The 21,585-nt window shown below is 74.5% G+C and carries 20 protein-coding genes; 17 read left to right on the forward strand and 3 right to left on the reverse strand.

Going from position 1 to position 21,585, the window contains the following annotated elements:
• Positions 1-258 precede the first annotated feature (258 nt).
• The 11 genes from GA0070614_RS31285 (at position 259) to GA0070614_RS26165 (ending at position 12,218) form a co-directional block, all read left to right on the forward strand.
• Positions 259-1,581, forward strand: a complete 1,323-nt coding sequence (locus tag GA0070614_RS31285) for an aspartate aminotransferase family protein (protein ID WP_231933766.1) — start codon at positions 259-261, stop codon at positions 1,579-1,581.
• Positions 1,578-2,618, forward strand: a complete 1,041-nt coding sequence (locus GA0070614_RS31290; protein WP_408630714.1) for an NAD-dependent epimerase/dehydratase family protein — start codon at positions 1,578-1,580, stop codon at positions 2,616-2,618. The genes GA0070614_RS31285 and GA0070614_RS31290 overlap by 4 nt, the downstream gene beginning before the upstream one ends.
• Before the next feature lie 18 nt (positions 2,619-2,636).
• The gene (locus GA0070614_RS26125; protein ID WP_088978438.1) at positions 2,637-3,620 is read left to right on the forward strand and encodes a UbiA prenyltransferase family protein; all 984 of its coding nucleotides are present in this window, start codon (positions 2,637-2,639) and stop codon (positions 3,618-3,620) included.
• A gap of 24 nt (positions 3,621-3,644) precedes the next feature.
• Positions 3,645-4,673 (forward strand): glycosyltransferase family 2 protein, encoded by a 1,029-nt coding sequence (locus GA0070614_RS26130; protein WP_088978439.1) that lies wholly within the window; start codon positions 3,645-3,647, stop codon positions 4,671-4,673.
• Positions 4,670-6,070 carry an endonuclease/exonuclease/phosphatase family protein gene (locus tag GA0070614_RS30350; RefSeq protein WP_157745092.1) on the forward strand — a complete coding sequence of 467 codons (1,401 nt, stop codon included), beginning with the start codon at positions 4,670-4,672 and terminating at the stop codon, positions 6,068-6,070. Before GA0070614_RS26130 ends, GA0070614_RS30350 begins: the two co-directional genes overlap by 4 nt.
• Entirely contained in the window at positions 6,067-7,095 is a 1,029-nt protein-coding gene (locus GA0070614_RS26140) for a glycosyltransferase family 2 protein (RefSeq protein ID WP_088978441.1), read from the forward strand. The genes GA0070614_RS30350 and GA0070614_RS26140 overlap by 4 nt, the downstream gene beginning before the upstream one ends.
• A gap of 3 nt (positions 7,096-7,098) precedes the next feature.
• Positions 7,099-8,109 (forward strand): glycosyltransferase family A protein, encoded by a 1,011-nt coding sequence (locus tag GA0070614_RS26145; protein WP_088978442.1) that lies wholly within the window; start codon positions 7,099-7,101, stop codon positions 8,107-8,109.
• Complete coding sequence (locus GA0070614_RS26150) at positions 8,106-9,215, forward strand: endonuclease/exonuclease/phosphatase family protein (protein ID WP_088978443.1); 1,110 nt, start codon at positions 8,106-8,108, stop codon at positions 9,213-9,215. Before GA0070614_RS26145 ends, GA0070614_RS26150 begins: the two co-directional genes overlap by 4 nt.
• Positions 9,212-10,183, forward strand: a complete 972-nt coding sequence (locus GA0070614_RS26155; RefSeq protein WP_157745093.1) for a lysylphosphatidylglycerol synthase domain-containing protein — start codon at positions 9,212-9,214, stop codon at positions 10,181-10,183. The genes GA0070614_RS26150 and GA0070614_RS26155 overlap by 4 nt, the downstream gene beginning before the upstream one ends.
• Positions 10,180-11,202 carry a class I SAM-dependent methyltransferase gene (locus GA0070614_RS26160; RefSeq protein WP_088978444.1) on the forward strand — a complete coding sequence of 341 codons (1,023 nt, stop codon included), beginning with the start codon at positions 10,180-10,182 and terminating at the stop codon, positions 11,200-11,202. Before GA0070614_RS26155 ends, GA0070614_RS26160 begins: the two co-directional genes overlap by 4 nt.
• A gap of 77 nt (positions 11,203-11,279) precedes the next feature.
• Positions 11,280-12,218, forward strand: coding sequence for an acyl-ACP desaturase (locus GA0070614_RS26165; RefSeq protein ID WP_088979681.1), 939 nt, complete (start codon positions 11,280-11,282; stop codon positions 12,216-12,218).
• A 265-nt stretch (positions 12,219-12,483) separates the two neighbouring features.
• Here GA0070614_RS26165 and GA0070614_RS26170 read toward each other — a convergent pair whose 3' ends face one another.
• Positions 12,484-12,999: a PaaI family thioesterase gene (locus GA0070614_RS26170; protein ID WP_088978445.1), complete on the reverse strand. Its 516-nt coding sequence runs from the start codon at positions 12,997-12,999 to the stop codon at positions 12,484-12,486.
• A 56-nt stretch (positions 13,000-13,055) separates the two neighbouring features.
• Between GA0070614_RS26170 and GA0070614_RS26175 the strand changes: the two genes are divergently transcribed.
• Positions 13,056-13,535 carry a winged helix-turn-helix transcriptional regulator gene (locus tag GA0070614_RS26175; protein WP_088978446.1) on the forward strand — a complete coding sequence of 160 codons (480 nt, stop codon included), beginning with the start codon at positions 13,056-13,058 and terminating at the stop codon, positions 13,533-13,535.
• 76 nt (positions 13,536-13,611) lie between these two features.
• On the opposite strand, the gene GA0070614_RS26180 is transcribed toward GA0070614_RS26175, so the two are convergent.
• Positions 13,612-14,442: a GDSL-type esterase/lipase family protein gene (locus GA0070614_RS26180; protein ID WP_088978447.1), complete on the reverse strand. Its 831-nt coding sequence runs from the start codon at positions 14,440-14,442 to the stop codon at positions 13,612-13,614.
• Between the two features lie 247 nt (positions 14,443-14,689).
• Here GA0070614_RS26180 and GA0070614_RS26185 point away from each other — a divergent pair, with 247 nt between their 5' ends.
• Positions 14,690-15,748: a S1 family peptidase gene (locus GA0070614_RS26185; RefSeq protein WP_088978448.1), complete on the forward strand. Its 1,059-nt coding sequence runs from the start codon at positions 14,690-14,692 to the stop codon at positions 15,746-15,748.
• Between the two features lie 184 nt (positions 15,749-15,932).
• On the opposite strand, the gene GA0070614_RS26190 is transcribed toward GA0070614_RS26185, so the two are convergent.
• Positions 15,933-16,538 carry a DUF998 domain-containing protein gene (locus GA0070614_RS26190; RefSeq protein WP_088978449.1) on the reverse strand — a complete coding sequence of 202 codons (606 nt, stop codon included), beginning with the start codon at positions 16,536-16,538 and terminating at the stop codon, positions 15,933-15,935.
• Positions 16,539-16,698: 160 nt separating this feature from the next.
• On the opposite strand from GA0070614_RS26190, the gene aspS reads away from it, so the two are divergent.
• The 4 genes from aspS to GA0070614_RS26210 all read left to right on the forward strand — a co-directional run bounded on the left by aspS (position 16,699) and on the right by GA0070614_RS26210 (position 21,575).
• Positions 16,699-18,504 (forward strand): aspartate--tRNA ligase, encoded by a 1,806-nt coding sequence (gene aspS / locus GA0070614_RS26195; protein WP_088978450.1) that lies wholly within the window; start codon positions 16,699-16,701, stop codon positions 18,502-18,504.
• Positions 18,505-18,620: 116 nt separating this feature from the next.
• Positions 18,621-19,469 (forward strand): SDR family oxidoreductase, encoded by an 849-nt coding sequence (locus tag GA0070614_RS26200; protein WP_088979682.1) that lies wholly within the window; start codon positions 18,621-18,623, stop codon positions 19,467-19,469.
• Between the two features lie 40 nt (positions 19,470-19,509).
• On the forward strand, positions 19,510-20,103 hold the full coding sequence (locus GA0070614_RS26205; RefSeq protein ID WP_088978451.1) for a winged helix-turn-helix domain-containing protein: 594 nt from the start codon (positions 19,510-19,512) through the stop codon (positions 20,101-20,103).
• A complete protein-coding gene (locus tag GA0070614_RS26210) occupies positions 20,100-21,575 on the forward strand; it encodes an MFS transporter (protein ID WP_088978452.1) in 1,476 nt (491 codons plus the stop codon). The genes GA0070614_RS26205 and GA0070614_RS26210 overlap by 4 nt, the downstream gene beginning before the upstream one ends.
• Positions 21,576-21,585: the final 10 nt, after the last annotated feature.

Genomic DNA, 21,585 nt, shown 5'->3' on the forward strand with positions numbered 1-21,585 from the left:
GCCGCGGCGCCGTCCCCACAAGGAGCGGCATGACCCGACCCCTGTCGATGGCTAGTTTGGGAGCGCCCCCATGGGGCGTGATCAATGCCTTGCGCGGGTCGGGCGCAGCCCGGCGCGTGAGGCCGGCCCACCGGTCGTCGCGTGGAAAGGCGAGCCCCGATGCCCCGATTGATCGACCTCGACGAGGCCGAGCAGCTCAGCACCGGACAGGTGCACGAGCTCTACCGTGCCCACGTCAGCCGCAGCCAGGTCTCCCTGATGACCACCTTCGGGTTCGGTCGGGAACTCGTCGAGCAGGCCGAGGGGGTGTGGATCCAGCTCCGGGACGGGCGGCGCATCCTCGACTTCTCCGGCGGCGTGGGGGTGCTCAACCACGGGCACAACCATCCCCGCATCCTGGCCGCCCGGCGCCGCTTCGCCGAGCGCCGCCGGATGGAGGTGCACAAGGCGTTCTTCTCGCCGTACCTGGCCGCGCTGAGCCACAACGTGGCGGCGCTGCTCCCCGGCGACCTGTCCGTGTCGTACTTTCCCAACTCCGGGGCCGAGGCCAACGAGGGCGCGGTCAAGATGGCGTACAAGTACCACGGCGGCCGGCGCAACACGATCCTGCGCGCCGACATCAGCTTCCACGGCAAGACCCTCGGGGCGGGCAGCCTCACCGGCTCCTCGGAGAACGCGTTCCGCTTCCCCGGCCTGCCCGGCATCGTCGTGCACCCGTACGGCGACCTGGCCGGCGTACGCGCCGCCGTCGACGCCGCCCGCACCGCCGACGGCGGCTGCGACGTGTACGCCATCCTCGTCGAGCCGTTCAGCGCCTCCACCATGCGGCACTGGTCCGGCGAGGACCTGCTCGCCCTGCAACGGCTCTGCCGCGAACAGGACATCATCCTGATCTTCGACGAGATCTACACCGGCTGGGGCAAGACCGGCAGCCTCTTCTACTTCATGCGGCACGAGGGGCTGCTGCCGGACATCCTCACCTACTCCAAGTCGCTCGGCGGGGGCAAGGCGTCCATCTCCGGCTACACCGCCCGGGAACCCGTCTTCCGCCGCGCGTACGACCGGCTCGCCGACGTGATCCTGCACAGCACCACCTACTACGGCTTCGGCGAGGAGACCGCCACCGCCGTCGAGGCGATCGACATCGTGGTCGGCGACGACTACCCCGCCCGCGCCCGGGCCCTGGAGGCGGTCCTGCGCCCCGGACTGGAACGGATCGCCAAGGAGCACCCGGACGTGGTCGGCCGGGTGGCCGGCGCCGGCGCGCTCTGGGGCGTCTTCCTCGGCGGCGGGCCGGCGGTCCTCGACCTCGCCGGCCGGCTGGTCCCCGGGTTCTCCCACGACCCGCAGTTCCGCACCAAGCTGATCACCCTCTCGGTGATCGCCCACCTGTTCCGCGAGCACCGGATCATGACCTACTACAGCCCGAACGCGGACAACCCGCTGATGGTCGCGCCCAGCCTGGTCGCCACCCCCGACGACGTCGAGCGCTTCCTGACCGGCCTGGACGCCACCCTGTCCCGGGGGCTGCCGAGACTGCTCGCCTCCTTCGTGCGGGAGCGGGTGACGTCCCGGTGGTGAGCGACGCCCACGTGGTGGTGACCGGCGCGTCCGGCATGCTCGGCGCGCACCTGGTCCGCCGGCTGCTCGACGACGGCCACCGGGTGCACGGCGTGGACCTGCTGCCGGCGGCGCACCGGCACCCGCGGCTGACCCACAGCCAGGGCGACATCCGCGACAGCGCGCTGCTGGCCCGGGCGTGCGCCGGCGCCGACGCGCTGGTGCACACCGCCGCCGCGCTGCCCAGCTACCCCGCCGAGATGATCCGCTCGATCATCGTCGACGGCACCGCGACGGTCCTCGGCGCGGCCCACCGGGTCGGGGTGCCCCGGGTGGTGCACATCTCCTCGACCGCCGTGTACGGGCTGCCCCGCCTCGTGCCCACGCCCGAGGAGCACCCCCGGGAGCCGGTGGACGCGTACACCCGGGCCAAGGTGGAGGCGGAGCTGCTGGCCGAGCGGTACCGCGCGGACGGCCTGTGCGTGCCGGTGCTGCGGCCGAAGACCTTCCTCGGCCCCGGGCGGATGGGCCTGTTCGCGATGCTCTTCGAGTGGGCCGAGGAGGGCCGGCACTTCCCGGTCCTCGGCCGCGGCGACGTCCGGGTGCAGATGTTCGCGATCGAGGACCTGGTCGACGCGGTGCTGACCGTGCTGCACGCCCCCGACGAGATCGCCGACGACACCTACAACCTGGGCGCCGCCGAGTTCGGCACGCTGCGCGAGGACTTCCAGGCGGTGCTGGACGCCGCCGGGCACGGCAAGCGGGTGATCGGCCTGCCGGCCGCGCCGGCCCTGGCCGCGCTGCGCGGCCTGGAACGCAGCGGGCTCTCCCCGGTGTACGGGCGGCTGCTGCACAAGCTGCGCGCCGACTCGTACGTCAGCATCGACAAGGCCCGCCGGCGGCTCGGCTTCGCGCCCCGACTGTCCAACCGGGACGCGATCCTCGCCACCTACCGCTGGTGGCGGGCGAACCGGGGCGCGGCGGTGACCGGCGACGGCCGGACCAGCCGGGAGCCGTGGCGGCAGGGCGCCCTCTCCCTCGCGAAGATCTTCTTCTGAGTCGGCCGGAGGTCCCCGATGCCCGTCGTCGACTCGGTACCCGCCCCATCCGCGGCCACCGGCGCCCCGGCCACCGTCGGCCCCGTCCGGCACCGCGACCTGCCCCGCCTGGCCGGCGACCTGGTCCGGCTGGTGCGCCCCACCCACTGGGTCAAGAGCCTGCTGGTGGTGCCGATCGCCCTGGTCGAGGTCACCGCCTGGAGCCCCGCGGTGCTGGTCCGCCTCGGCGGGGCGGTGCTGGCGTTCATGCTGGCCGCCGCCGCGGTCTACGTCGGCAACGACGTCGCCGACCGGCACCGCGACCGGCACCACCCGGTCAAGCGACACCGGCCGGTCGCCGCCGGCCGGGTCCCGGTGCCGCTGGCGTACGCCTGGTGCCTGGCGCTGCTCACCCTGCTGGCGCTGCTGCTGTACGCGGGCGCGGCCGGGCCGGCCTGGCCGGTGCTGGTCTACCTGGTGCTCAACGTCTGCTACAGCCGGGGGCTCAAGCACGTGCCGCTGGTCGAGGTCGGGGTGGTCGCCGCGGGCTTCGTGCTGCGGGTGGTCCAGGGGCACCTGGCCCTCGGCGTCGCGGCGTCCGGCTGGCTGCTGGTCACCGTCTTCGCCGGCTGCCTGCTGCTCACCGTCGGCAAGCGCCGGCAGGAGCTGCTGGACAGCGGGACGGCCCACCGCCCCGCGCTGCGCGGCTACTCCGTCGAGCTGGCCGGGCACCTGTTGCAACTCACCAGCGTCCTGGCGGTCACCGCCGGGCTGGTCTGGCTGCGCACCGAGGCTCCGTTCCACCCGTACGGGGAGGTGGCGATGCTGCTGTCCACCCCGTTCGTGCTCTACCTGATGTCCCGCTACCTGCAACTCGCCCTGGTCCGGCGCGCCGGCGGGGACCCGGTGCGCCTGCTGCTGCGCGACCGGGCCGTGCTGGTCGCCGGACTGCTCTGGGGCGCCACCCTCGCCACCCTGCTCGCCGTCGCCCAGTTCCCCGCGGTCGCCGCCCTGCTGTCCTGACCCGCCGTCCCATCGAGGAGAACCATGACGTCGCCCGGTCCGACGGTCTCCGTCATCGTGCCCAACTACAACCACGCCGACTCGCTGCCGCTGACGCTGCCGGCGCTGCTCGCCCAGACGCACGCCGCGACGGAGATCATCTTCGTGGACGACCACAGCACCGACGACTCGCTGCGGGTGGCCCGGTCCCTCGGGGTGCCGGTGCTGTCCACCCCGCGCAACAGCGGCCCGTCGGTGGCCCGCAACATCGGCGCGGCCCGGGCCCGGGGCGAGATCCTGCTCTTCGTCGACTCGGACGTGCAGGTGCCGCCGGACACCGTCGAGCGGGTGGTGCGGCTGCTGCGCGACGACCCGGACGCCGGCGCGATCTGCGGCACCCTCGACGACACCCCGCTGGTGCGCGACAGCCTGGTGCAGGAGTGTCGCTGCCTCCAGGCGCACTACTGGCGGATCAGCGCGCTGGGCGACGTCAGCTTCCTGTTCAGCGCGTTGTGCGCGATGCCGGCGCGGGTCTTCGCCGAGCTGGGACCGTTCCACGAGGGACTGCGCCAGACCGAGGAGGTCGAGTACGGCGAGCGGCTCAGCGCCCGCTACCCGATCCGGCTCACCGACGCCATCCACGGCCGGCACCGCGACGACCACCTCCTCTGGCCGTTGCTGCGCAAGGTCTTCCACCGCTGCCGGCTGCGGATGCCGTTGTACGCCCGACGCCGCCGGGCCGCGCAGGGATTCGAGACCGCCGCCCGGATGTGGGGCAGCGTCACCGCCTTCCTCGCCACCCTGGCCCTGCCCCTGCCGCTGCTGCTCGGGCCGGTCGGCCTGGCGCCGTCGCTGGCCCTCGCCGTGGCCTTCGTGGCCAGCGACGCCGGCATGTACCGGTTCGTGCTGCGCCGCCGGGGCCCCGGCCTGCTGCTGGTCTTCCTCGGGGTGCAGTGGCTGCTCAACCTCGCCATCGCCGGCGGCGCGGCGGCCGGCGCCGTCCAGTGGCTGACCTCCCGCTCGTTCCGGGGCCTCTACGACGGCGGGCCGCAGCCGCGGCGGGTGCCGGCGTGAGCGCAGCGCACCCGACCCCGCCCGGGGCCGCCGATCCGGCCGTGTCCGACGGCCCCGCCCCGCCCGACGCTCTCGGTCCGGTCGCGTCCGGCGCCGTCGGTCCGGCGGTGCCCGGGGTCGTCGGTCCGGTCGCGTCCGGCGCTGTCGGTCCGGCGGTGCCCGGGGTCGTCGGCCCGACCCCCTCCGGCGCTGTCGGTCCGGCGGTGCCCGAGGTCGTCGCCGCCGCGTCCGGTGCCGTCGGGCCGGCCGCGCCCCCGGTCGTCGGCGCTGTCGGGTCGGCGGCGGGCGGCCGGGCGACCGCGCCGACGGCCCGGACCCGGTGGTGCCCGGGCACCCGGCTGCTCGTCGCCGTCGCCCTCGGCTGGCTGCTGCTCACCGCGCTGCACCGGCTGCTCACCGGGCGCTGGTGGTTCTGGCTGCTGCCCGACCTGCTGCCCCCGGTGGCCTACGTCCTGGTGCCGGTGCTGCTGGCGCTCGCCGTCCCGGCCGCCCGGCTGCTGCGCCGGCCGGTGCCGTCGCGCCCCCGCACGGTGGTGCTGACCGCGGCCGCTCTCGCGCTCGGCCTCGGCCTGCCGGATGCCGGGCTCAACCGGTACGCCCTCACCGGCGGGCGGGTCGCACCGCCCGCCGACGCGCTCCGCGTGCTGGTGTGGAACACCGGGTACTGGGACCAGGACGACGACCCGGACGCCTTCCTGCGCTTCCTGGTCGCGCAGCGGGCCGACGTCTACCTGCTCCAGGAGCACCTGTACTGGGACGCCACGGCGGGGCTGCGCGGGGCGCGTCCGGCACCCGATCCGTCCCGGCTACGGGCGGTGTTCCCCGGGTACACCGTGGTGGCCCGGGGCGAGCTGCTGACGCTGTCGCGGTACCCGGTGCTCGCCCGACCACCGGTCGGCCCGGACGCCGTCCTGCCCGCCGAGGCCGACTCCGGCCGGGTGTTCGCCGCCGCCAAGGTGCTGCGGACCGACCTGGCCGTCGGCGACCGGGTGCTCTCGGCGTACAACGTGCACCTGCCGGTGCAGCTCAACCTGGCCCCGCGGCGGTTCCTCGGCTTCGTCGCCGAGCGGGACGCCGCCCGCCGCGCCCAGCTGCGGGCGTTGGAGGCGGACGTGGCCGCCAACCCCCATCCGGTGCTCGTCGGCGGCGACTTCAACACCACCCCGGCGATGGGCGACCTGCGGCCGCTGCGGGACCGGCTGCGCGACGCCGCCGACGCCTCCGCCGCCGGCTACCCGGCCACCTGGCCGGACGGCCGGCTGCCCGCGCTCTGGCGACTGGACTGGACCCTCACCTCACCGGCGGTCCGGGTGCACCGGTACGAGCTGCGCGCCCCGGCCGGGCTCTCCGACCACCGTGCCCAACAGGCCCTGATCTCCCTGCCGGAGGTGTCGTGAACGCCGCACCGAGCGTCGCGGTCGTCGTCCCCGTCTACAACGCGGCGAAGACCCTGCGCCGCTGCCTGGCGTCGGTCCACGCGCAGACCCACCGCCCAGTCGAGGTGATCGTCGTCGACGACGGCAGCACCGACGACTCCCGCGCCATCGCCGTCGAGTCCGGCTGCCGCCTCGTCGTCCTGCCGACCAACGGCGGGGTGTCGGCGGCCCGCAACGCCGGGGTGGCCGCCGGCACGGCCGAGGTGGTCTTCTTCCTCGACTCCGACGTCGCGCTCGCCCCGGACGCGATCGCCGCCGCCCTGGCCGAACTGGCCGCCCACCCGGACTGCGGCTGCGTCTACGGGGTGTACGCCCCCGAGCCGCTGATCGACGACGGCCCGGTCGAGCGCTACCGGGTGCTGCACCTGCACGCCGCGCTGACCCGGGCCGCCGGACCGGTGGACAGCGCGATCTTCGCCCTCGCGGCGGTGCCCCGTCGGGTCCTGGACGACCTGGGCGGCTTCGACGAGACGCTGCGCAGCGCCGAGGACGACGAGTACAGCGAGCGGCTGCTCACCCGCTACGGGATCCGGCTCAGCGACGCCGTACGCGGTTGGCACGACGAGGCGGACCGGCTGGCGCCGCTGCTCGACGAGCAGTACCGCCGGGCCCAGCTGATCCCGTTCTCGCTGCGCAACCGGTACCGCCCCCGAGGACTCGTGCTCAACCCCACCGCCGGGGTGGCCGCCGCCGGGCTGACCGCGCTCACCCTGCCCGCCGGGCTCCTGCACCCGGGCCTGGCGGTGCTGCCGCTGCTCTGCCTCGCCGGTTTCGTCGCCGCCGACCGGCCGCTGTTCGCCCTGCTGCGCCGCCGGGGCGGTTGGCGGCTGCTCGGCCTCGGCGTCGGCGCGCACCTGCTGGTCAACCTCGCGCTGATCGCCGGCGCGCTGGTCGGGTCCGCCCGCGCCGTGGTGGACCCGTCGTTCGGCCCGTCCCGTCGCCGCACCCGCCCGGCCGTCCGGCCGGTCGAGACGAAAGGTTGGTGAAACGTGCGCTCCGCGCCGCTGGTCTCCGTGATCGTGCCCAACTACAACTACGCGCCCACGCTGCGGCTCTGCCTGGCCGCCCTCGACGCGCAGACCCACCGGCCGCTGGAGGTGATCGTGGTCGACGACGGCAGCACCGACGACTCGGTGGCGGTGGCCGAGTCCTTCGACGTGCGGGTGCTGCGTACCCCGGTCAACAGCGGACCGTCGGTGGCGCGCAACATCGGCGCGCAGGCCGCGCGCGGCGAGGTGCTCATGTTCGTCGACTCGGACGTGGCGCTCGCCCCCGACGCCGTCGCCACCGCCGTGGCGATCCTCGACCGCGAACCGGGCGTCGGCGCGGTCTGCGGCAACTACGACACCGTCCCGCTGCTGCCCGGCGGGCTGGTCAAGGACTACCGCAACCTCTACCGGCACTGGTGGTACCGGCTCGCCGAGGGCAACATCACCGGCTTCCTCGCCACCGCGATCCTGGCCGTGCCGGCCCGGGTCTGGGCCGAGGTCGGCCCGTGGAACCCGAGGCTCACCCAGAGCGAGGGCGCCGACGTGGGCCAGCGGCTGACCGACCGGTACGAGGTGCGGATGACCTCGACCGTGATCGGCCGGCACGACGACGACGCCACCCTGCGCATCGCCCTGTCCAAGGTGTTCACCCGCACCCGGGTGCACATCCCGTTCTTCCTGGACCGGCGGCGGGTGGCCGGGGTGGTCACCTCGGCCGAGTCGGGCACCGGACTGGCCGCCTGGCTGGCCGCGGCCACCACCCCGCTGCCGCTGCTCGCCGGCCCGGCATGGGCCGCGTTGCCCCTGCTCCTGCTGGTGCTCTGGCTGGCCAGCGACGCCCGCATGTACCGGTTCGTCCGGAGCACCCGAGGGTTGCCCTACACCGTCGCGTACGCGGCGATGCACCTGCTGGTCAACCTGACCATCGGGGTCGGGGTGGCGGTCGGGCTGGTCCAGTGGCTGGTCTCCCGCCGCTTCCGCCGCCTCTACGACACCACGGCCGCCGCGTGAGCGCCGTCGTGGCGCCCCACCCCGCCGCCGCGCCCCCGGCCGCCACCCCGGACCCGCCGGCGTCCCCGACCCGTCGCCGCATCGGCGCCGCCCTGCTGTTCCTGGCCGGGGCCTGGGTGGCCTTCGTGGTGGCGCACCGGCTGCTCAGCGGCCGCTGGTGGCGCTGGCTGCTGCCGGAGCTGGTGCCGCCGCCGGCGTTCGTGCTCGTGCCCGCGCTGCTGCTCCTGCTCGCCCTGGCGGCCGGGCCGGCCCGGCGGCGGGTGGCGCTGCTGGCCGTCGCGGCGCTGCTGCTCGGCGCCGACCTGTCCGGGTTCAATCCCGCCGTGCTGCGCACCCCGCCGCCCGCGCCCGCCGACGCGCTGCGGCTGGTCTCCTGGAACACCACCGTCTGGAACCACGACGACGACCCCGACCGGTTCTACGCCCTGCTGACCGCCCGCCGGGCCGACGTCTACCTGTTGCAGGAGTACAAGCCGGCCGACGACCCGGCGGCGCGCGACGCCGACCTGGCCCGGCTGCGCCGGGAGTTCCCCGGCTACCAGGTGGCCGCCCGGGGCGAGCTGGTCACGCTGACCCGGTTCCCGATCGTCGGGGTCACCGCGCTGCCGGCCGACCCGCCGCCCGGCTCCGACTGGCGCACCGACTACTGGGAGGTCAAGTCGCTCCGCACCGACCTGCGGATCGGGACCCGGACCGTCTCGGTCTACAACACCCACATCCTGGTGCCGCTGGACCTGAGCAGCCCGCTGCGGGCGACGTTCCACCGCCGCCGGCACGAGTTCTTCCAGCGCCGCCAGGTCCAGTACGACGCGATCGCCGCAGACCTGGACCGCAACCCGCTGCCCGCCGTGGTGGCCGGCGACCTGAACACCAGCCCGGCCATGGCCGACCTGGACCGGCTCACCGACCGGCTGACCGACGCCGGCCGGGCCAGCGGGTCGGCGTACCCGCGGTCCTGGGCGATCGGGGGACAGCGGTGGTGGCGGCTGGACTGGACGTTCGTCTCCGCCGACTGGACGGTGCACCGCTACTGGCTGCGCGACGTGGACGGCATGTCCGACCACCGGATGCAGGAGAGCACCCTCTCCCTCGGCGGCGACCGGTGACCCGGGCGCGGTTCTGGGCCGTCCTGCGGGTGGTCGGGTACGCCGCCGTGCTGGCCTTCCTCGGCTGGCAGGTCTGGCGGGTACGGCACGGCATGGGGGAGAGCCTGCGTACGGTCGGCTGGCCGACCGCGCTCGCCGCCGGTGTGCTGGCCGCCGTCGGTGGCGTACCCGGGTTCTTCGGCTGGCGGCTGCTCCTGGCCGGGCTCGGCAGCCGGCTGTCGCTGCGGGACGCGACCTGGGTCTTCTTCCTCGCCGGTCTGACCCGGTACCTGCCCGGCGGCGTCTGGCCCGCGGTGGCCCACGCCGCGATGGCCCGTCCGCTGCGCCAGCCACCGGCCCGGCTCGCCGCCGCGTTCCTGGTCACCCAGGGGCTGGCGGCGGTCTCCGGGGTCCTGGTCGGCATCCTGGCGCTGCCCTGGCTGGTCGCGCAGAGCCGCTGGTGGTGGCTGCTGCTGCCGGCCGGCGCCGCCGCGCTGGCGCCGGTGCTGGCGCCCCGCCTGTTGACCCGGCTGCTGGGCCTCGCGGCCCGCCTGCTGCGCCGTGGCGGCGAGGGCACCGGGCCGCTGCTGCCGGCCCGCGCGACGCTGCTCGGCGCGACCGCGCTGATGCTGCTCGGCTGGCTGATCAGCGGGCTGCACATCACGGTGCTGGCCGTCGCGCTCGGCGCGGACCCGGGACGGGCCCTCGGGGTCGGGGTCGGCGGGTTCGCCCTCTCCGTGGTGGCCGGCCTGTTCGCCGTGGTCATGCCCACCGGGCTGGGCGTGCGCGAGGTCGTCCTCGCGGTCACCCTGGCCACCCTGGTCGCCGGCCCCGACCTGGTCACCCTCGTCGCGTTGAGCCGGGTGCTGCTGACCGTCGGCGACATCGGCTCGACCGGCGTCGTGCTCGGCCTGCTCGGCGTCACCGGCCGACGCCGCCCCGTCCCCGCCCCGGTCCCCGTCGACGAACTCGAAGGAGCCCCGTCATGAGCGTCTCCGAAACCCCCACCAGCCGGCTGCGCGCCCCGCGACGGGTCACCGGCGGCGGCGTACGCGGCTTCACCCGCCGGCTGCGCAGCGCGGTGCGTACCGCCTCCGGGCTGGAGGTGCTGGCCGCGTGGCCGTTCCTCGCCGGGCCGCTGGCCCGGCTGGAACGCCGGCCGCTGCTGCACGGCCTGGTGCTCTCCGCGTTCGGGCTGCGCCGGCCGATCTTCGTGGACTTCCCGGTCCGGCCGGAGCCGCGCTTCGGCCACGGCCGCCCCGACCATCCGGCGCTCACCGCGCTCCTGGACCGCGGACGGGACCGGTACGCCGAGCGGCTGCGGGGGTTCCTGACCTACGCCGACCACCTGGCCGCCGTCCCGCTGCGCGACGATCTCGACTCCGGCGCGCCGTACTGGGTCAACGGGTGGCTGCCACCGCTGGACGCGCTGGCCCTGTACGGCTTCCTCGCCGACGGCGACCCCCGCCGCTACGTCGAGATCGGCTCGGGCAACTCCACCAAGTTCGCCCGCCGGGCGATCCGCGACCACGGGCTGCGGACCCGGATCACCTCGATCGACCCGGCGCCACGGGCCAGCGTGGACGTGCTCTGCGACGAGGTGGTGCGCTCCCCGCTGGAGCGGACCGACCTGGCCGTCTTCGACACGCTGGAGGCGGGCGACGTGGTGTTCTTCGACGGCTCGCACCGCAGCTTCATGGGCTCCGACGTGACGGTGTTCTTCTTCGAGGTGCTGCCCCGGCTCCGGCCCGGTGTGCTGGTGCAGGTGCACGACATCATGCTGCCGCGCGACTACCCGCCCGAGTGGCGTCACCGGCACTACAACGAGCAGTACCTGCTGGCCGCGTTCCTGCTCGCCGGGGGCGATCGCTGGCAGGTCGAGCTGCCGAACGCGTTCGTCGCCGGTGACCCGGCACTGCGGGAGGTGGCCGCGCCGCTGTGGCGGCGGCTGGGGCTGACCGAGCACCACCTGCCGGCCTCGTTCTGGCTGCGTATCGCCGGGGGGTGAACAGGGCCGTTGCTACTGGCGCGTACGCCGACGGCGACCTACGGTGGCGTAAGCTACGCCACCGTAGGGAGATGCCGATGACCGCGCCGCTGAGCCAGACCGCCCTGCTCCTCGAACTCGAACCCGTGGTCGCCAAGAACCTCGACCGGCACCTGTCCATGGCCAAGGAGTGGTTCCCGCACGAGTACGTGCCGTGGAGCGACGGGCGCACCTTCGACGGGCCGCTCGGCGGCGAGCCCTGGTCGGAGACGGACTCCACGATCCCCGACGTCGCCCGTACGGCGCTGATCGTCAACCTGCTCACCGAGGACAACCTGCCCTCGTACCACCACGAGATCGCCACCCTGTTCGGGCGTGACGGCGCGTGGGGCACCTGGGTGCACCGGTGGACCGCCGAGGAGGGGCGGCACGGCACCGCGATCCGCGACTACCTGACGGTGACCCGGGCGGTCGACCCGGTGGCCCTGGAACGGGCCCGGATGACGCACATGTCCGCCGGCTACGAGAACGTGCACGGCGACGAGGTGCTGCACTCGCTGGCGTACGTGTCGTTCCAGGAGCTGGCCACCCGGATCTCGCACCGCAACACCGGGCGGGCCACCGCCGACCCGGCCTGCGAGGCGCTGCTGGCCCGGGTCGCCGCCGACGAGAACCTGCACATGGTCTTCTACCGCAACCTGCTGGGCGCCGCGTTCGAGCTGGCTCCCGGCCAGGCGATGCGGGCGGTGGCCGACGTGCTGGCCGACTTCCAGATGCCCGGCGTCGGGATCGAGGGTTTCGCCCGCAAGTCGGTGGCGATCGCCCTCGCCGGCATCTACGACCTGCGCCAGCACCGGGACGAGGTGGTCGTGCCCGTGCTGCGGCAGTGGGACGTCTTCAACGTCACCGGCCTGGACGCCGACGGCGAGGTCGCCCGCGACGAGATCGCCGCCCACCTCGACGGCCTGGAGCGCTCGGCCGCCCGCTTCGAGGAGAAGCGGGCCGCCCGCGAGGCCCGCCTCGCCACCCGCGCCTAACCACCCACCCACCCCCCACAGACCACCGCGCCCACCACCCCTCGTCGGGCCACCGCGCGCCGCAGGAATAGCCGCTCTTTCAGAGAAAGAGTGGCTATTCCGCGTCTCATAGCCACTCTTTCTCTGAAAGAGCGTGCTCGCGGGTGCCTGCGGGGCGAGCGTTGCTCGCATGTGCGGCGGCGGCGCGGGACGGTGCGGACTTCGGCGCGGTGCGCCTGTGCGGCGTGAGGACGGGCGGTGCGGGGTGGTGGGGGAGGGTGGGGGGTCAGGCGGGTTGGTCGAGGGGGAAGAGGAGACAGCTCGACGTGGCGTGGGCGATCAGCCGGCCCCGGGCGTCGGTGAGTCGTGCCTCGGCGAGGGCGGTGCGGCGGCCGCGTTGCAGCACCGTCCCCTCGCAGCGCAGGGTGCCGCTGGCGACGGTGACCGGGCGGAGGAACTTCACGTTCAGGTCGAGCGAGGTGTAGCCGACCCCGGCCGGCAGGGTGGTGTGCACCGCGCAGGCGGCGGCGGTGTCCAGCAGGGTGGAGATCACCCCGCCGTGGACGGTGCCGAGCGGGTTGTAGTGGAACTCCTGGGGGACCAGCTCGACGGCGACGCGGCCCTCGTCGGCCTCCATCCGGGCCATGTCGATCAGGTGCATGATCGGCGGCGCGGCCAGCTCGCCGGCGATCATCGCGCGAAGCAGCTCCAGGCCGCCGCGCCGGCCGACGTGCGCCGCGCCGGCCGTCGGGTCGGACCACGAGAAGGTACGGCTGCGCGCCGCGTCCTGCGTCTGAGTCATGGACCCAGCCTGGCAGCGCGTTGCTGAGTCTGTCAATCAGACCTAGCCTGGTCGGTATGAGACCCGAGGCACTGGACTGGTCGGTGGAGAACTGCACCATCGCCCGGGCGATGGCGATCCTCGGCGAACGGTGGACCCTGGTGGTGCTCCGCGAGGTCTTCAACGGCGTACGCCGCTTCGACGACATGCGGGTGCGCACCGGCGTCCCCCGGCAGGTGCTGACCAACCGGCTGGCCACCCTGGTCGAGCAGGGCGTGCTGCGCCGCGAGCCGTACCGGGAGCCGGGCAGCCGGGTGCGGCACGAGTACCGGCTCACCGACAAGGGGCTCGACCTGTGGCCGGTGCTGGTGGCGGTGCTCGGCTGGGGGGACCGCTACCTGGCCGACCCGGAGGGCTCGCCGCTCTCGGTGGGGCACCGCGACTGCGGGGCGGAGGTCCACGTCGAGCTGCGCTGCGCCGAGGGGCACGAGGTGGACCGGCCGCGCGACGTGGTGCCGCGCCCCGGCCCGGGGGCGCGCCGCCGGGCCGACCGGTAGCGCGACCGGTCCCGGGTACGCCGAGGGACGCGCGCCGACGCGCGGACGGTGACCGCCCGCGCGTCGGACCCGTCGCTCACCAGCCGAAGCCGTTGGCGTACGAGACGCTGGCCAGCACCGCCTGGCCGCTGGTGTTGGGGTGGAAGTAGTCCCAGGTGGAGACCTGGCTCAGCGCGAACGGGTAGTTGAACACCGCGTTGTCGTCGAAGTCGCAGTTCGGGCCGTACGCGGCGCAGGCCTGGGCGAGCTGGGTGTTGAAGTCGATCACCCGCTGCCGGACCCGGTTGCGCCGGTCGACGTCGGCCTGCTGGGTGGAGGTCGGGTTCGCCAGCATCGACTGGCAGATGCCGAAGAGCGACCAGGCGCTGCGGGCGCTGCCGCTGCCCTTGCCGACGTACCAGAGCCGGTGGATGTCGGGCACGCTGACGACCAGCACCCGGGCGTTGGGCAGGCCGGCCTTGAGCCGGTTCAGCGCGGCGTCGATGTTGGCCCGGAAGGTGCCCACCGGGGTCATCGTCGACTCGGAGCTGGTGCAGGCGTCGTTGGCGCCGATCAGCATCGTGACGTAGCCGACGCCCTGGCTGACCGCGGTGCCGGCCTGGCCGTACATGTCGGCGGACTTGGCCCCGCTGCGGGCGTCGTTGTGGTTGCGCCCGCCGATGGTCGGGTTGACCGCGCGGATGCGCAGGTAGTGACTGTTCACGCTGGAGTGGTCACCGGTGCTGAACGACCGCGAGGTGCAGTCGACGTACCAGCCGCAGGCGTTGAAGCCGCGGGTGATCGAGTCGCCGAGGCTGGCCATCGAGCTCGGTGGCGGGCCGGCGTCGGCGACGGCGGGGGTGGTGGCGAGCAGGACGAGGGCGGTGGCGCCGGCGAGGGTGGCCAGCGCGCGTCGGACGAGGGTCATGGGTGGCCTCCGGTTCACGGGTGCCTGCGTGCTGCGGTGGCCAGATGGTATAGACGACTCTCTGTGTCCACAATGTTGCTTCACGGTTACATGGGGCGGCGGGGTGAATTCGGGCAAAGGGATGCCTTGCGCACGATCTTAAATATGTGAATACTTGCCTCACTCGGTCGATTTCCCCAGGTCGGCCGGGATGTCATCGGGCGCGTTGACGTGACGCCGCCCGTCGCCCCCTTCCGGAGGTTGTTACATGCGACCCACGAGGTCATCGCTCCGCCACGCCGCAGCCGTCGCCATGGCCGGCACCCTGGTCGCCGGCGCGCTGCTCGGTGCTCCCGCCCAGGCCGCCCCCGCCTCGCCGGCGTCCCCCGACGCCGCCGCCGGCCTGGCCGACCGGCTCGGCGACCGCGCCGCCGGCACGTACGCCGACGCCAGCGGCAAGATGGTCGTCGCCGTGACCGACGCCGCCGCCGCCCGCCAGGTGCGCGCCGCCGGCGCCACCCCGAAGATCGTCACCCGGGGCGCCGACGTGCTGAACGCCGCCACCGCGGAGCTGGAGCGCTCGGCGAAGATCCCGGGCACCGCGTGGTGGACCGACCCGGCGACCAACCAGGTCGTGGTCTCCGTCGACAGCACCGTCACCGGCGCCAAGCTGGAGCGGGTCAAGGCCGCCGCCGCCCGCACCGGCGGCGCGGTCCGGATCGAGGCCGAGGCCGGCACCCTGAGCACCCGCATCTCCGGCGGCCAGGCGATCTACGCCGGCGGCGGCGGACGCTGCTCGCTGGGCTTCAACGTCCGCAGCAGCAGTGGTGTCAAGTACTTCATCACCGCCGGGCACTGCACCAACATCTCGTCGAGCTGGTACAGCAACTCCGCCCAGACCTCGCTGCTGGGCAGCCGGTCCGGCACCAGCTTCCCGGGCAACGACTACGGCATCGTCCGGTACAGCAACCAGACCACCACCCAGCCGGGCAACGTCTACCTCTACAACGGCAGCTACCGGGACATCACCGGTTCGGGTAACGCCTACGTCGGCCAGAGCGTGCAGCGCTCCGGCAGCACCACCGGGCTGCGCAGCGGCTCGGTGACCGCTCTCAACGCCACGGTGAACTACGCCGAGGGCTCCGTCTCCGGCCTGATCCGCACCAACGTCTGCGCCGAGCCGGGCGACAGCGGCGGTTCGCTGTTCAGCGGTGGCACCGCGCTGGGCCTCACCTCCGGCGGCAGCGGCAACTGCTCCTTCGGCGGCACCACCTACTTCCAGCCGGTCACCGAGGTGCTGAGCCGCTACGGCGTCAGCGTCTACTGATCGTCACACCGCGAGCGGGCCGCCGGGTCACCCGGCGGCCCGCTCCGCGTCCGGCGCCCGGTCACGGCCGAGTGCGCCGGGACACGGCCACGTCGCGTCCACACCGACCGGAGCGAGCAGCGCCGCCGGCACGGTGGCGGTGCTCACGGCGGTGCTCACCGACCATGACGCGGGCGGGCGGCGCTCACCCCCGGTCCGGCACGGGTGCGCCCGCCGCTGCCCGCCGTCCGAGCGCCACCGCCAGCAGCAGTGGGCAGAGCGCCTGCGCCCCGGCCGCGACCCGCTCGGACAGCCCGATCCGCGGCCCACCCGCGAGAAGTTCCAGCACGAACCAGCCGACCAGCGCCAGCAGCAGCGCGGCGCAGGCCGTACCCGCCGCGGTGCTGAGGCCGGAGGCGCGCCGGCCGGCGGCGAGCGCCGGCCACAGCGCGAGCGCGCCGAACGCGACGGCGGCGGCCAGCCCGTGCGGGGTGGACGAGCCGCGCCCGGAGGGCAGCGGGAAGGCGGCCACCGCCATGGTGGCGACACCGCCGAGGGCCAGCACCAGCCGGCCGGCCGGGCGCGCCGGACGCAGCCCGGCGGCCGTGACGCAGTGGCACAGGCCCAGGCCGAGCAGCGCGACCGTCATGACCCAGCGGTCGGCGGCGTCCCGCGCCGCGAGCGCGCTGATCGTCCCGGCCACCGGGTCGAAACCGCCCGGCTGGCGGGCCGCCGCGAGGGTCCAGCCACCGATCAGGAGCACGGGGGCGAGGGCGGCGGAGAGCAGGGCCCAGCGGGGTACGACACGCACCCGGCACACCGTACGCGCCGAGGCCCGTCGCGTCGCCGTACCCGGGTTCGCCGGCCCCCCCGTCCTCCGGGTGGCGTGACCGCCCGGTGCCAGCCGGTCCGGGGCGTCCCTGACAGAATGCGGGGATCAGACGTGGACCGCAGATGAGGAGACGCAAGTCGTGATCCGTACCCATGACGCCGGCAGCCTGCGCGCGACGGACGCCGGCACCACGGTGACGCTCGCCGGGTGGGTGGCCCGCCGGCGCGACCACGGCGGTGTCATCTTCGTCGACCTGCGCGACGGTTCCGGCGTGGTCCAGGTGGTCTTCCGCGAGGAGGACGCGCACGCGCTGCGCAACGAGTTCTGCGTCAAGGTCACCGGCGAGGTGACCCGCCGGCCGGAGGGCAACGACAACCCCGAGCTGCCCACCGGTGAGATCGAGGTGACCGCCAGCGAGCTGGAGGTGCTCTCCGAGGCGGCCCCGCTGCCGCTGCCGGTGGACGACCAGGTCGAGGCCGGCGACGACATTCGGCTCAAGTACCGCTACCTCGACCTGCGTCGCGGCGGCCCGGCGAAGGCGATGCGGCTGCGGTCGCGGGCCAACCAGCTCGCCCGGGGCGTGCTGCACGAGCGGGACTTCCTGGAGATCGAGACCCCGACGCTGACCCGCTCCACCCCGGAGGGCGCCCGCGACTTCCTGGTCCCGGTCCGGCTCCAGCCCGGCAGCTGGTACGCCCTGCCGCAGTCGCCCCAGCTGTTCAAGCAGCTGCTCATGGTCGGCGGCATGGAGCGGTACTACCAGATCGCCCGCTGTTACCGGGACGAGGACTTCCGCGCCGACCGGCAGCCGGAGTTCACCCAGCTCGACATCGAGATGTCCTTCGTCACCGAGGACGACGTGATCGACCTCGGCGAGGCCATCGTCTCGGCGCTCTGGAAGGACCTGGCCGGGTACGAGATCTCCCGGCCGATCCCGCGGATCACCTGGCACGACGCGATGGCCCGGTACGGCTCGGACAAGCCGGACCTGCGCTACGGCGTGGAGCTGACCGAGCTGACCGACTACCTGCGCGGCACCGAGTTCCGGGTCTTCGCCGGCGCGATCGACGCCGGTGGGTACGTCGGCGCGGTGGTCATGCCCGGCGGCGCGGCGCAGACCCGCAAGGAGCTGGACGGCTGGCAGGACTGGGCCAAGGCGCGCGGCGCCAGGGGCCTGGCGTACGTGGTGCTCGACGCCGAGACCGGCGCGCCGCGCGGCCCGGTGGCGAAGAACCTCTCCGAGGCGCACCTGTCCGGGCTGGCCGACGCGGTCGGCGCCAAGCCGGGCGACGCGGTCTTCTTCGCCGCGAGCACGAACACCCGCGAGGCGCAGGAGTTGCTCGGCGCGGCCCGGATCGAGATCGCCAAGCGGGCCAAGCTGGTCGACGAGAGCGCCTGGGCGTTCTGCTGGGTGGTCGACGCGCCGATGTTCGAGCGCACCGACGAGGGCGGCTGGACGGCCGTGCACCACCCGTTCACCTCGCCGAACGCCGAGTGGGTGGACCGCTTCGAGGAGGCGCCGGACCGTGCGCTGGCGTACGCGTACGACATCGTCTGCAACGGCAACGAGATCGGCGGCGGCTCCATCCGTATCCACCGGGGCGACGTGCAGCAGCGGGTCTTCGACCTGCTGGGCATCACCCCGGAGGAGGCCCAGGACAAGTTCGGCTTCCTGCTGGAGGCGTTCAAGTACGGCGCCCCGCCGCACGGCGGCATCGCGTTCGGCTGGGACCGGGTCTGCATGCTGCTGGCCGGCGCGGACTCGATCCGCGAGGTGATCGCCTTCCCGAAGACCCGGGGTGGCTTCGACCCGCTGACCGGCGCGCCGACGCCGATCACCGCCCAGCAGCGCGCCGAGGCCGGCATCGACGCCAAGCCGAAGGCCCCGACCGGCGTGCACGCCGGCACGGCGGGCCCGGCGGCCCCGGTGGCCGACCCGGTCTGACCCGCCCGGGCGCCCCGCCGCCCGATCCTGTTCGATCGAGAGGTCCGCGTCGTGCGCCGCCCCGGCGGAGTGACGCGGACCTCTCGATCGTTCGGGGAGGACGGATGGACGGTGGGATGAGGGCGCTCGTGGTGGGCGCCGGTGGGTTCCTCGGCGGTGAGGTGTGCCGGCGGGCGGTCGCGGCTGGCTGGTCGGTGGTGGGGACGTGGCACGCCACCCCGGTGTCGCTGCCCGGCGTGGCGCTGCGCCGGCTCGACGTGACCGACCGCGCGGCGGTGCGCCGGCTCGTGGCCGCCGTACGCCCGGACGTCGTGGTCGGCACGCCGTACCGGGTCGACGACTGGCGGGTCACCGCCGACGGGGCGGGGCACGTGGCGGCCGCGGCCGTCGAGGTCGGGGCGCGGCTGGTGCACCTGTCCAGCGACGCCCTGCACGGTGGGCGGGCCACGCCCTACCGCGACGACGAGCCGCCCACGCCGGTGTACTTCTACGGGGCGGCGAAGGCGGCGGCGGAGACGGCGGTCCGGGCGGTGGACCCGGGCGCCGTGCTGGTGCGGACCTCGCTGATCGTGGGGGAGGGGAGTAAGCAGATCCAGCTCTGCCGGGACGCGCTGGTCGGCCGGGCCACCCTCTTCACCGACGAGTTCCGCTGCCCGGTCGACGTGACCGACCTGGCCGACGCCGTACTCGAACTGGCCGTCTCCTCCGACGCGGGCCCGCTCAACGTGGCCGGCCCGGACGCGGTCAGCCGCGCCGAACTGGGGTTGCTGGTGGCCCGCCGGTTCGGGTTGGACCCGACCGGGCTGAAGACCTCGACCGTCGCGGCGACCGGCCTGGTCCGCCCCGCCGACGTACGCCTCGACTCGTCCCGCGCGGCCGGTCTGCTCCGGACCCGGTTGCGCGCGGCGTGCGCGAACTCCTCGAACCCTGAGCTGACCCACTTCATGCACAGAGATTGTGCATAGCTCTTGTGCATAGAAAGTGTGCACAGATATTGTGCATCGTATGGAGAAGCGTCCGGCGGCCCGCAGGCCGCCCCGTGAGGTGCGCATCGACCACCGGCAGGTGCGGGTGCTGGCGCACCCGCTGCGTTTGCGGCTGCTCGGCGCGCTGCGGGTCGACGGCCCGGCGACCGCCACCCGGTTGGCCGAGCTGCTCGGCACCAACACCGGCGCCACCAGCTACCACCTGCGTCAGCTCGCCGAGGTGGGGCTGGTCACCGAGGCGCCGGAGCTGGCCAGCGGGCGACAGCGCTGGTGGCGGGCCGCGCACGACGTCACCAACTTCGAGCCCACCGACTTCGACGACGACCCGGACGCCCGGGCCGCGATCGAGTGGATCCAGGGTGACCAGGTGCGGCTGCTGGTCGAGCACGCCGAGCGGTGGTTCGCGGTGCAGCACGACTGGTCGCCCGCCTGGCGCGACGCCCTCGGCATGGGCGACGCCTTCATGACCATCTCGCCGGAGCGGCTCACGGCGCTCAACGCCGAGCTGTGGCAGGTCCTCCAGCGGTACCACGACGAGGTCGACCCCGCCGAGGCCGACGCCGAGCCGGTCCAGGTCTTCGTGGCCGCCTACCCCCTGCTGGGGGGACGATGAACGCCCTGTCCGTACGCCAGGCCCGGCGGCGCTTCCTGCTGCTGCACGGTCTGCGGTGGCTGCCCAGCGGCCTGATGATCCCCGTGATGATCCTGCTGATGCAGGAGCGCGGTCTGTCGCTGTCGGAGATCGGGCTGGTCTCCGTCGCCCAGGGGCTGGTGGTGCTGGCGCTGGAGTTGCCCACCGGCGGGCTCGCCGACGCGCTGGGCCGCCGTCCGGTGCTGCTGACCGCCTGGAGCCTCGGCCTGGCCTCCCTGGTCCTGTTCGCCGTCGCCGACTCGTTCGCCCTCTTCTTCGTGGTCTGGGCGTTGCAGGGGGTCTTCCGGGCACTGGACAGCGGACCGCTGGAGTCCTGGTACGTCGACGCCACCCTGGCCGCCGACCCGGACGCCCGCTACGAGCCCGGCCTCGGCCACGCGGGCACCGTCATCGGCCTGTCCATCAGCGCCGGCGCGCTGCTCAGCGGCGGCCTGGTCGCCCTCGGACCGATCGGGCCGGTGAGCGCGCTGACCGTGCCCGTGCTGGTCGCCGTCGCGCTGCAGGCGCTGGGCCTGGTCGCCCTGCTCGTGCTGCTGGTCGAGGTCCACCCGCGCCGGGACGTCGGGGCGTTGCGGGCGTCGGTCGTCGAGGCGCCCCGGATGGTGGGCCAGGCGCTCGGCCTGCTGCGCCGCTCCCGGGTGCTGCTCGCCCTGGTCGCCGTCGAGCTGTTCTGGGGCTTCGGCATGGTGACCTTCGAGTCGCTGTTGCCGGTCCGCCTCGCCGAGGTGGTGGGCGACGCCGACGCGGCGGCGGCGCTGCTCGGGCCGGCCAGCTCGGCGGCCTGGCTCGCCTCGGCAGCCGGCGCGGCGCTGACCCCGCTGCTGCTGCGCTGGCCCGGCGGCGCGGCCAGCGCCGCGCTGCTGCGCGTCGTGCAGGGCGCCACCGTGGTCGGGATGGGGCTGTTCGCCGGGCCGGTCGGGGTGCTGGTCGCCTACCTGACCTGCTACGCCGTGCACGGCGCCTCGAACCCGCTGCACATGGGCCTGCTGCACCGCCAGGTCGACGGGCCGTACCGGACCAGCGTGATCTCGCTGAACTCGATGATGGGACAGCCCGGGTTCGCCGTCGGCGCGGTGCTGCTCACCGCGATCGCCGACACCAGCGGGGTCAGCACGGCGATGCTGGTCGGCGCGGTGGTGCTCGCCGTGGCCGCCCCGCTCTACCTGCCCGCGTGGCGGGCCGAGCGGATGGCCGGCGCGGCGGCGGACGCGAACCCCGGTGCGCCGTCCGGCGGCCCCGGCACGCTCCCGCCGAGCACCGACCCGGGCGTCGCCCCGCCGATCACCGACCCCGACACGGCCCGGCCGGCCGCAGATCTCCGGGCGGACGGCCCGACCGTGGCGCCGGCAACGGCGGACCACCTCACCGGCCAGCCGGGGCTGCCCGCCCCGGACGGCCCTCCGGTGGTCGGCGAGGCGTCACCCGCCCGCTGAGCGGCGGGCG

The organism is Micromonospora coxensis, assembly GCF_900090295.1.
GTDB classification, from domain to species: Bacteria; Actinomycetota; Actinomycetes; order Mycobacteriales; family Micromonosporaceae; genus Micromonospora; species Micromonospora coxensis.

Excerpts from the sequence above, each read along its gene's own strand:
- GA0070614_RS31285 (WP_231933766.1), top strand. The coding sequence starts at position 259 with ATGACCACCTTCGGGTTCGGTCGGGAACTCGTCGAGCAGGCCGAGGGG.
- GA0070614_RS26125 (WP_088978438.1), top strand. The coding sequence starts at position 2,637 with ATGCCCGTCGTCGACTCGGTACCCGCCCCATCCGCGGCCACCGGCGCC.
- GA0070614_RS26130 (WP_088978439.1), top strand. The coding sequence starts at position 3,645 with ATGACGTCGCCCGGTCCGACGGTCTCCGTCATCGTGCCCAACTACAAC.
- GA0070614_RS26160 (WP_088978444.1), top strand. The coding sequence starts at position 10,180 with ATGAGCGTCTCCGAAACCCCCACCAGCCGGCTGCGCGCCCCGCGACGG.
- GA0070614_RS26165 (WP_088979681.1), top strand. The coding sequence starts at position 11,280 with ATGACCGCGCCGCTGAGCCAGACCGCCCTGCTCCTCGAACTCGAACCC.
- GA0070614_RS26170 (WP_088978445.1), bottom strand. The coding sequence starts at position 12,999 with ATGACTCAGACGCAGGACGCGGCGCGCAGCCGTACCTTCTCGTGGTCC.
- GA0070614_RS26175 (WP_088978446.1), top strand. The coding sequence starts at position 13,056 with ATGAGACCCGAGGCACTGGACTGGTCGGTGGAGAACTGCACCATCGCC.
- GA0070614_RS26180 (WP_088978447.1), bottom strand. The coding sequence starts at position 14,442 with ATGACCCTCGTCCGACGCGCGCTGGCCACCCTCGCCGGCGCCACCGCC.
- GA0070614_RS26185 (WP_088978448.1), top strand. The coding sequence starts at position 14,690 with ATGCGACCCACGAGGTCATCGCTCCGCCACGCCGCAGCCGTCGCCATG.
- GA0070614_RS26200 (WP_088979682.1), top strand. The coding sequence starts at position 18,621 with ATGAGGGCGCTCGTGGTGGGCGCCGGTGGGTTCCTCGGCGGTGAGGTG.
- GA0070614_RS26205 (WP_088978451.1), top strand. The coding sequence starts at position 19,510 with ATGGAGAAGCGTCCGGCGGCCCGCAGGCCGCCCCGTGAGGTGCGCATC.
- GA0070614_RS26210 (WP_088978452.1), top strand. The coding sequence starts at position 20,100 with ATGAACGCCCTGTCCGTACGCCAGGCCCGGCGGCGCTTCCTGCTGCTG.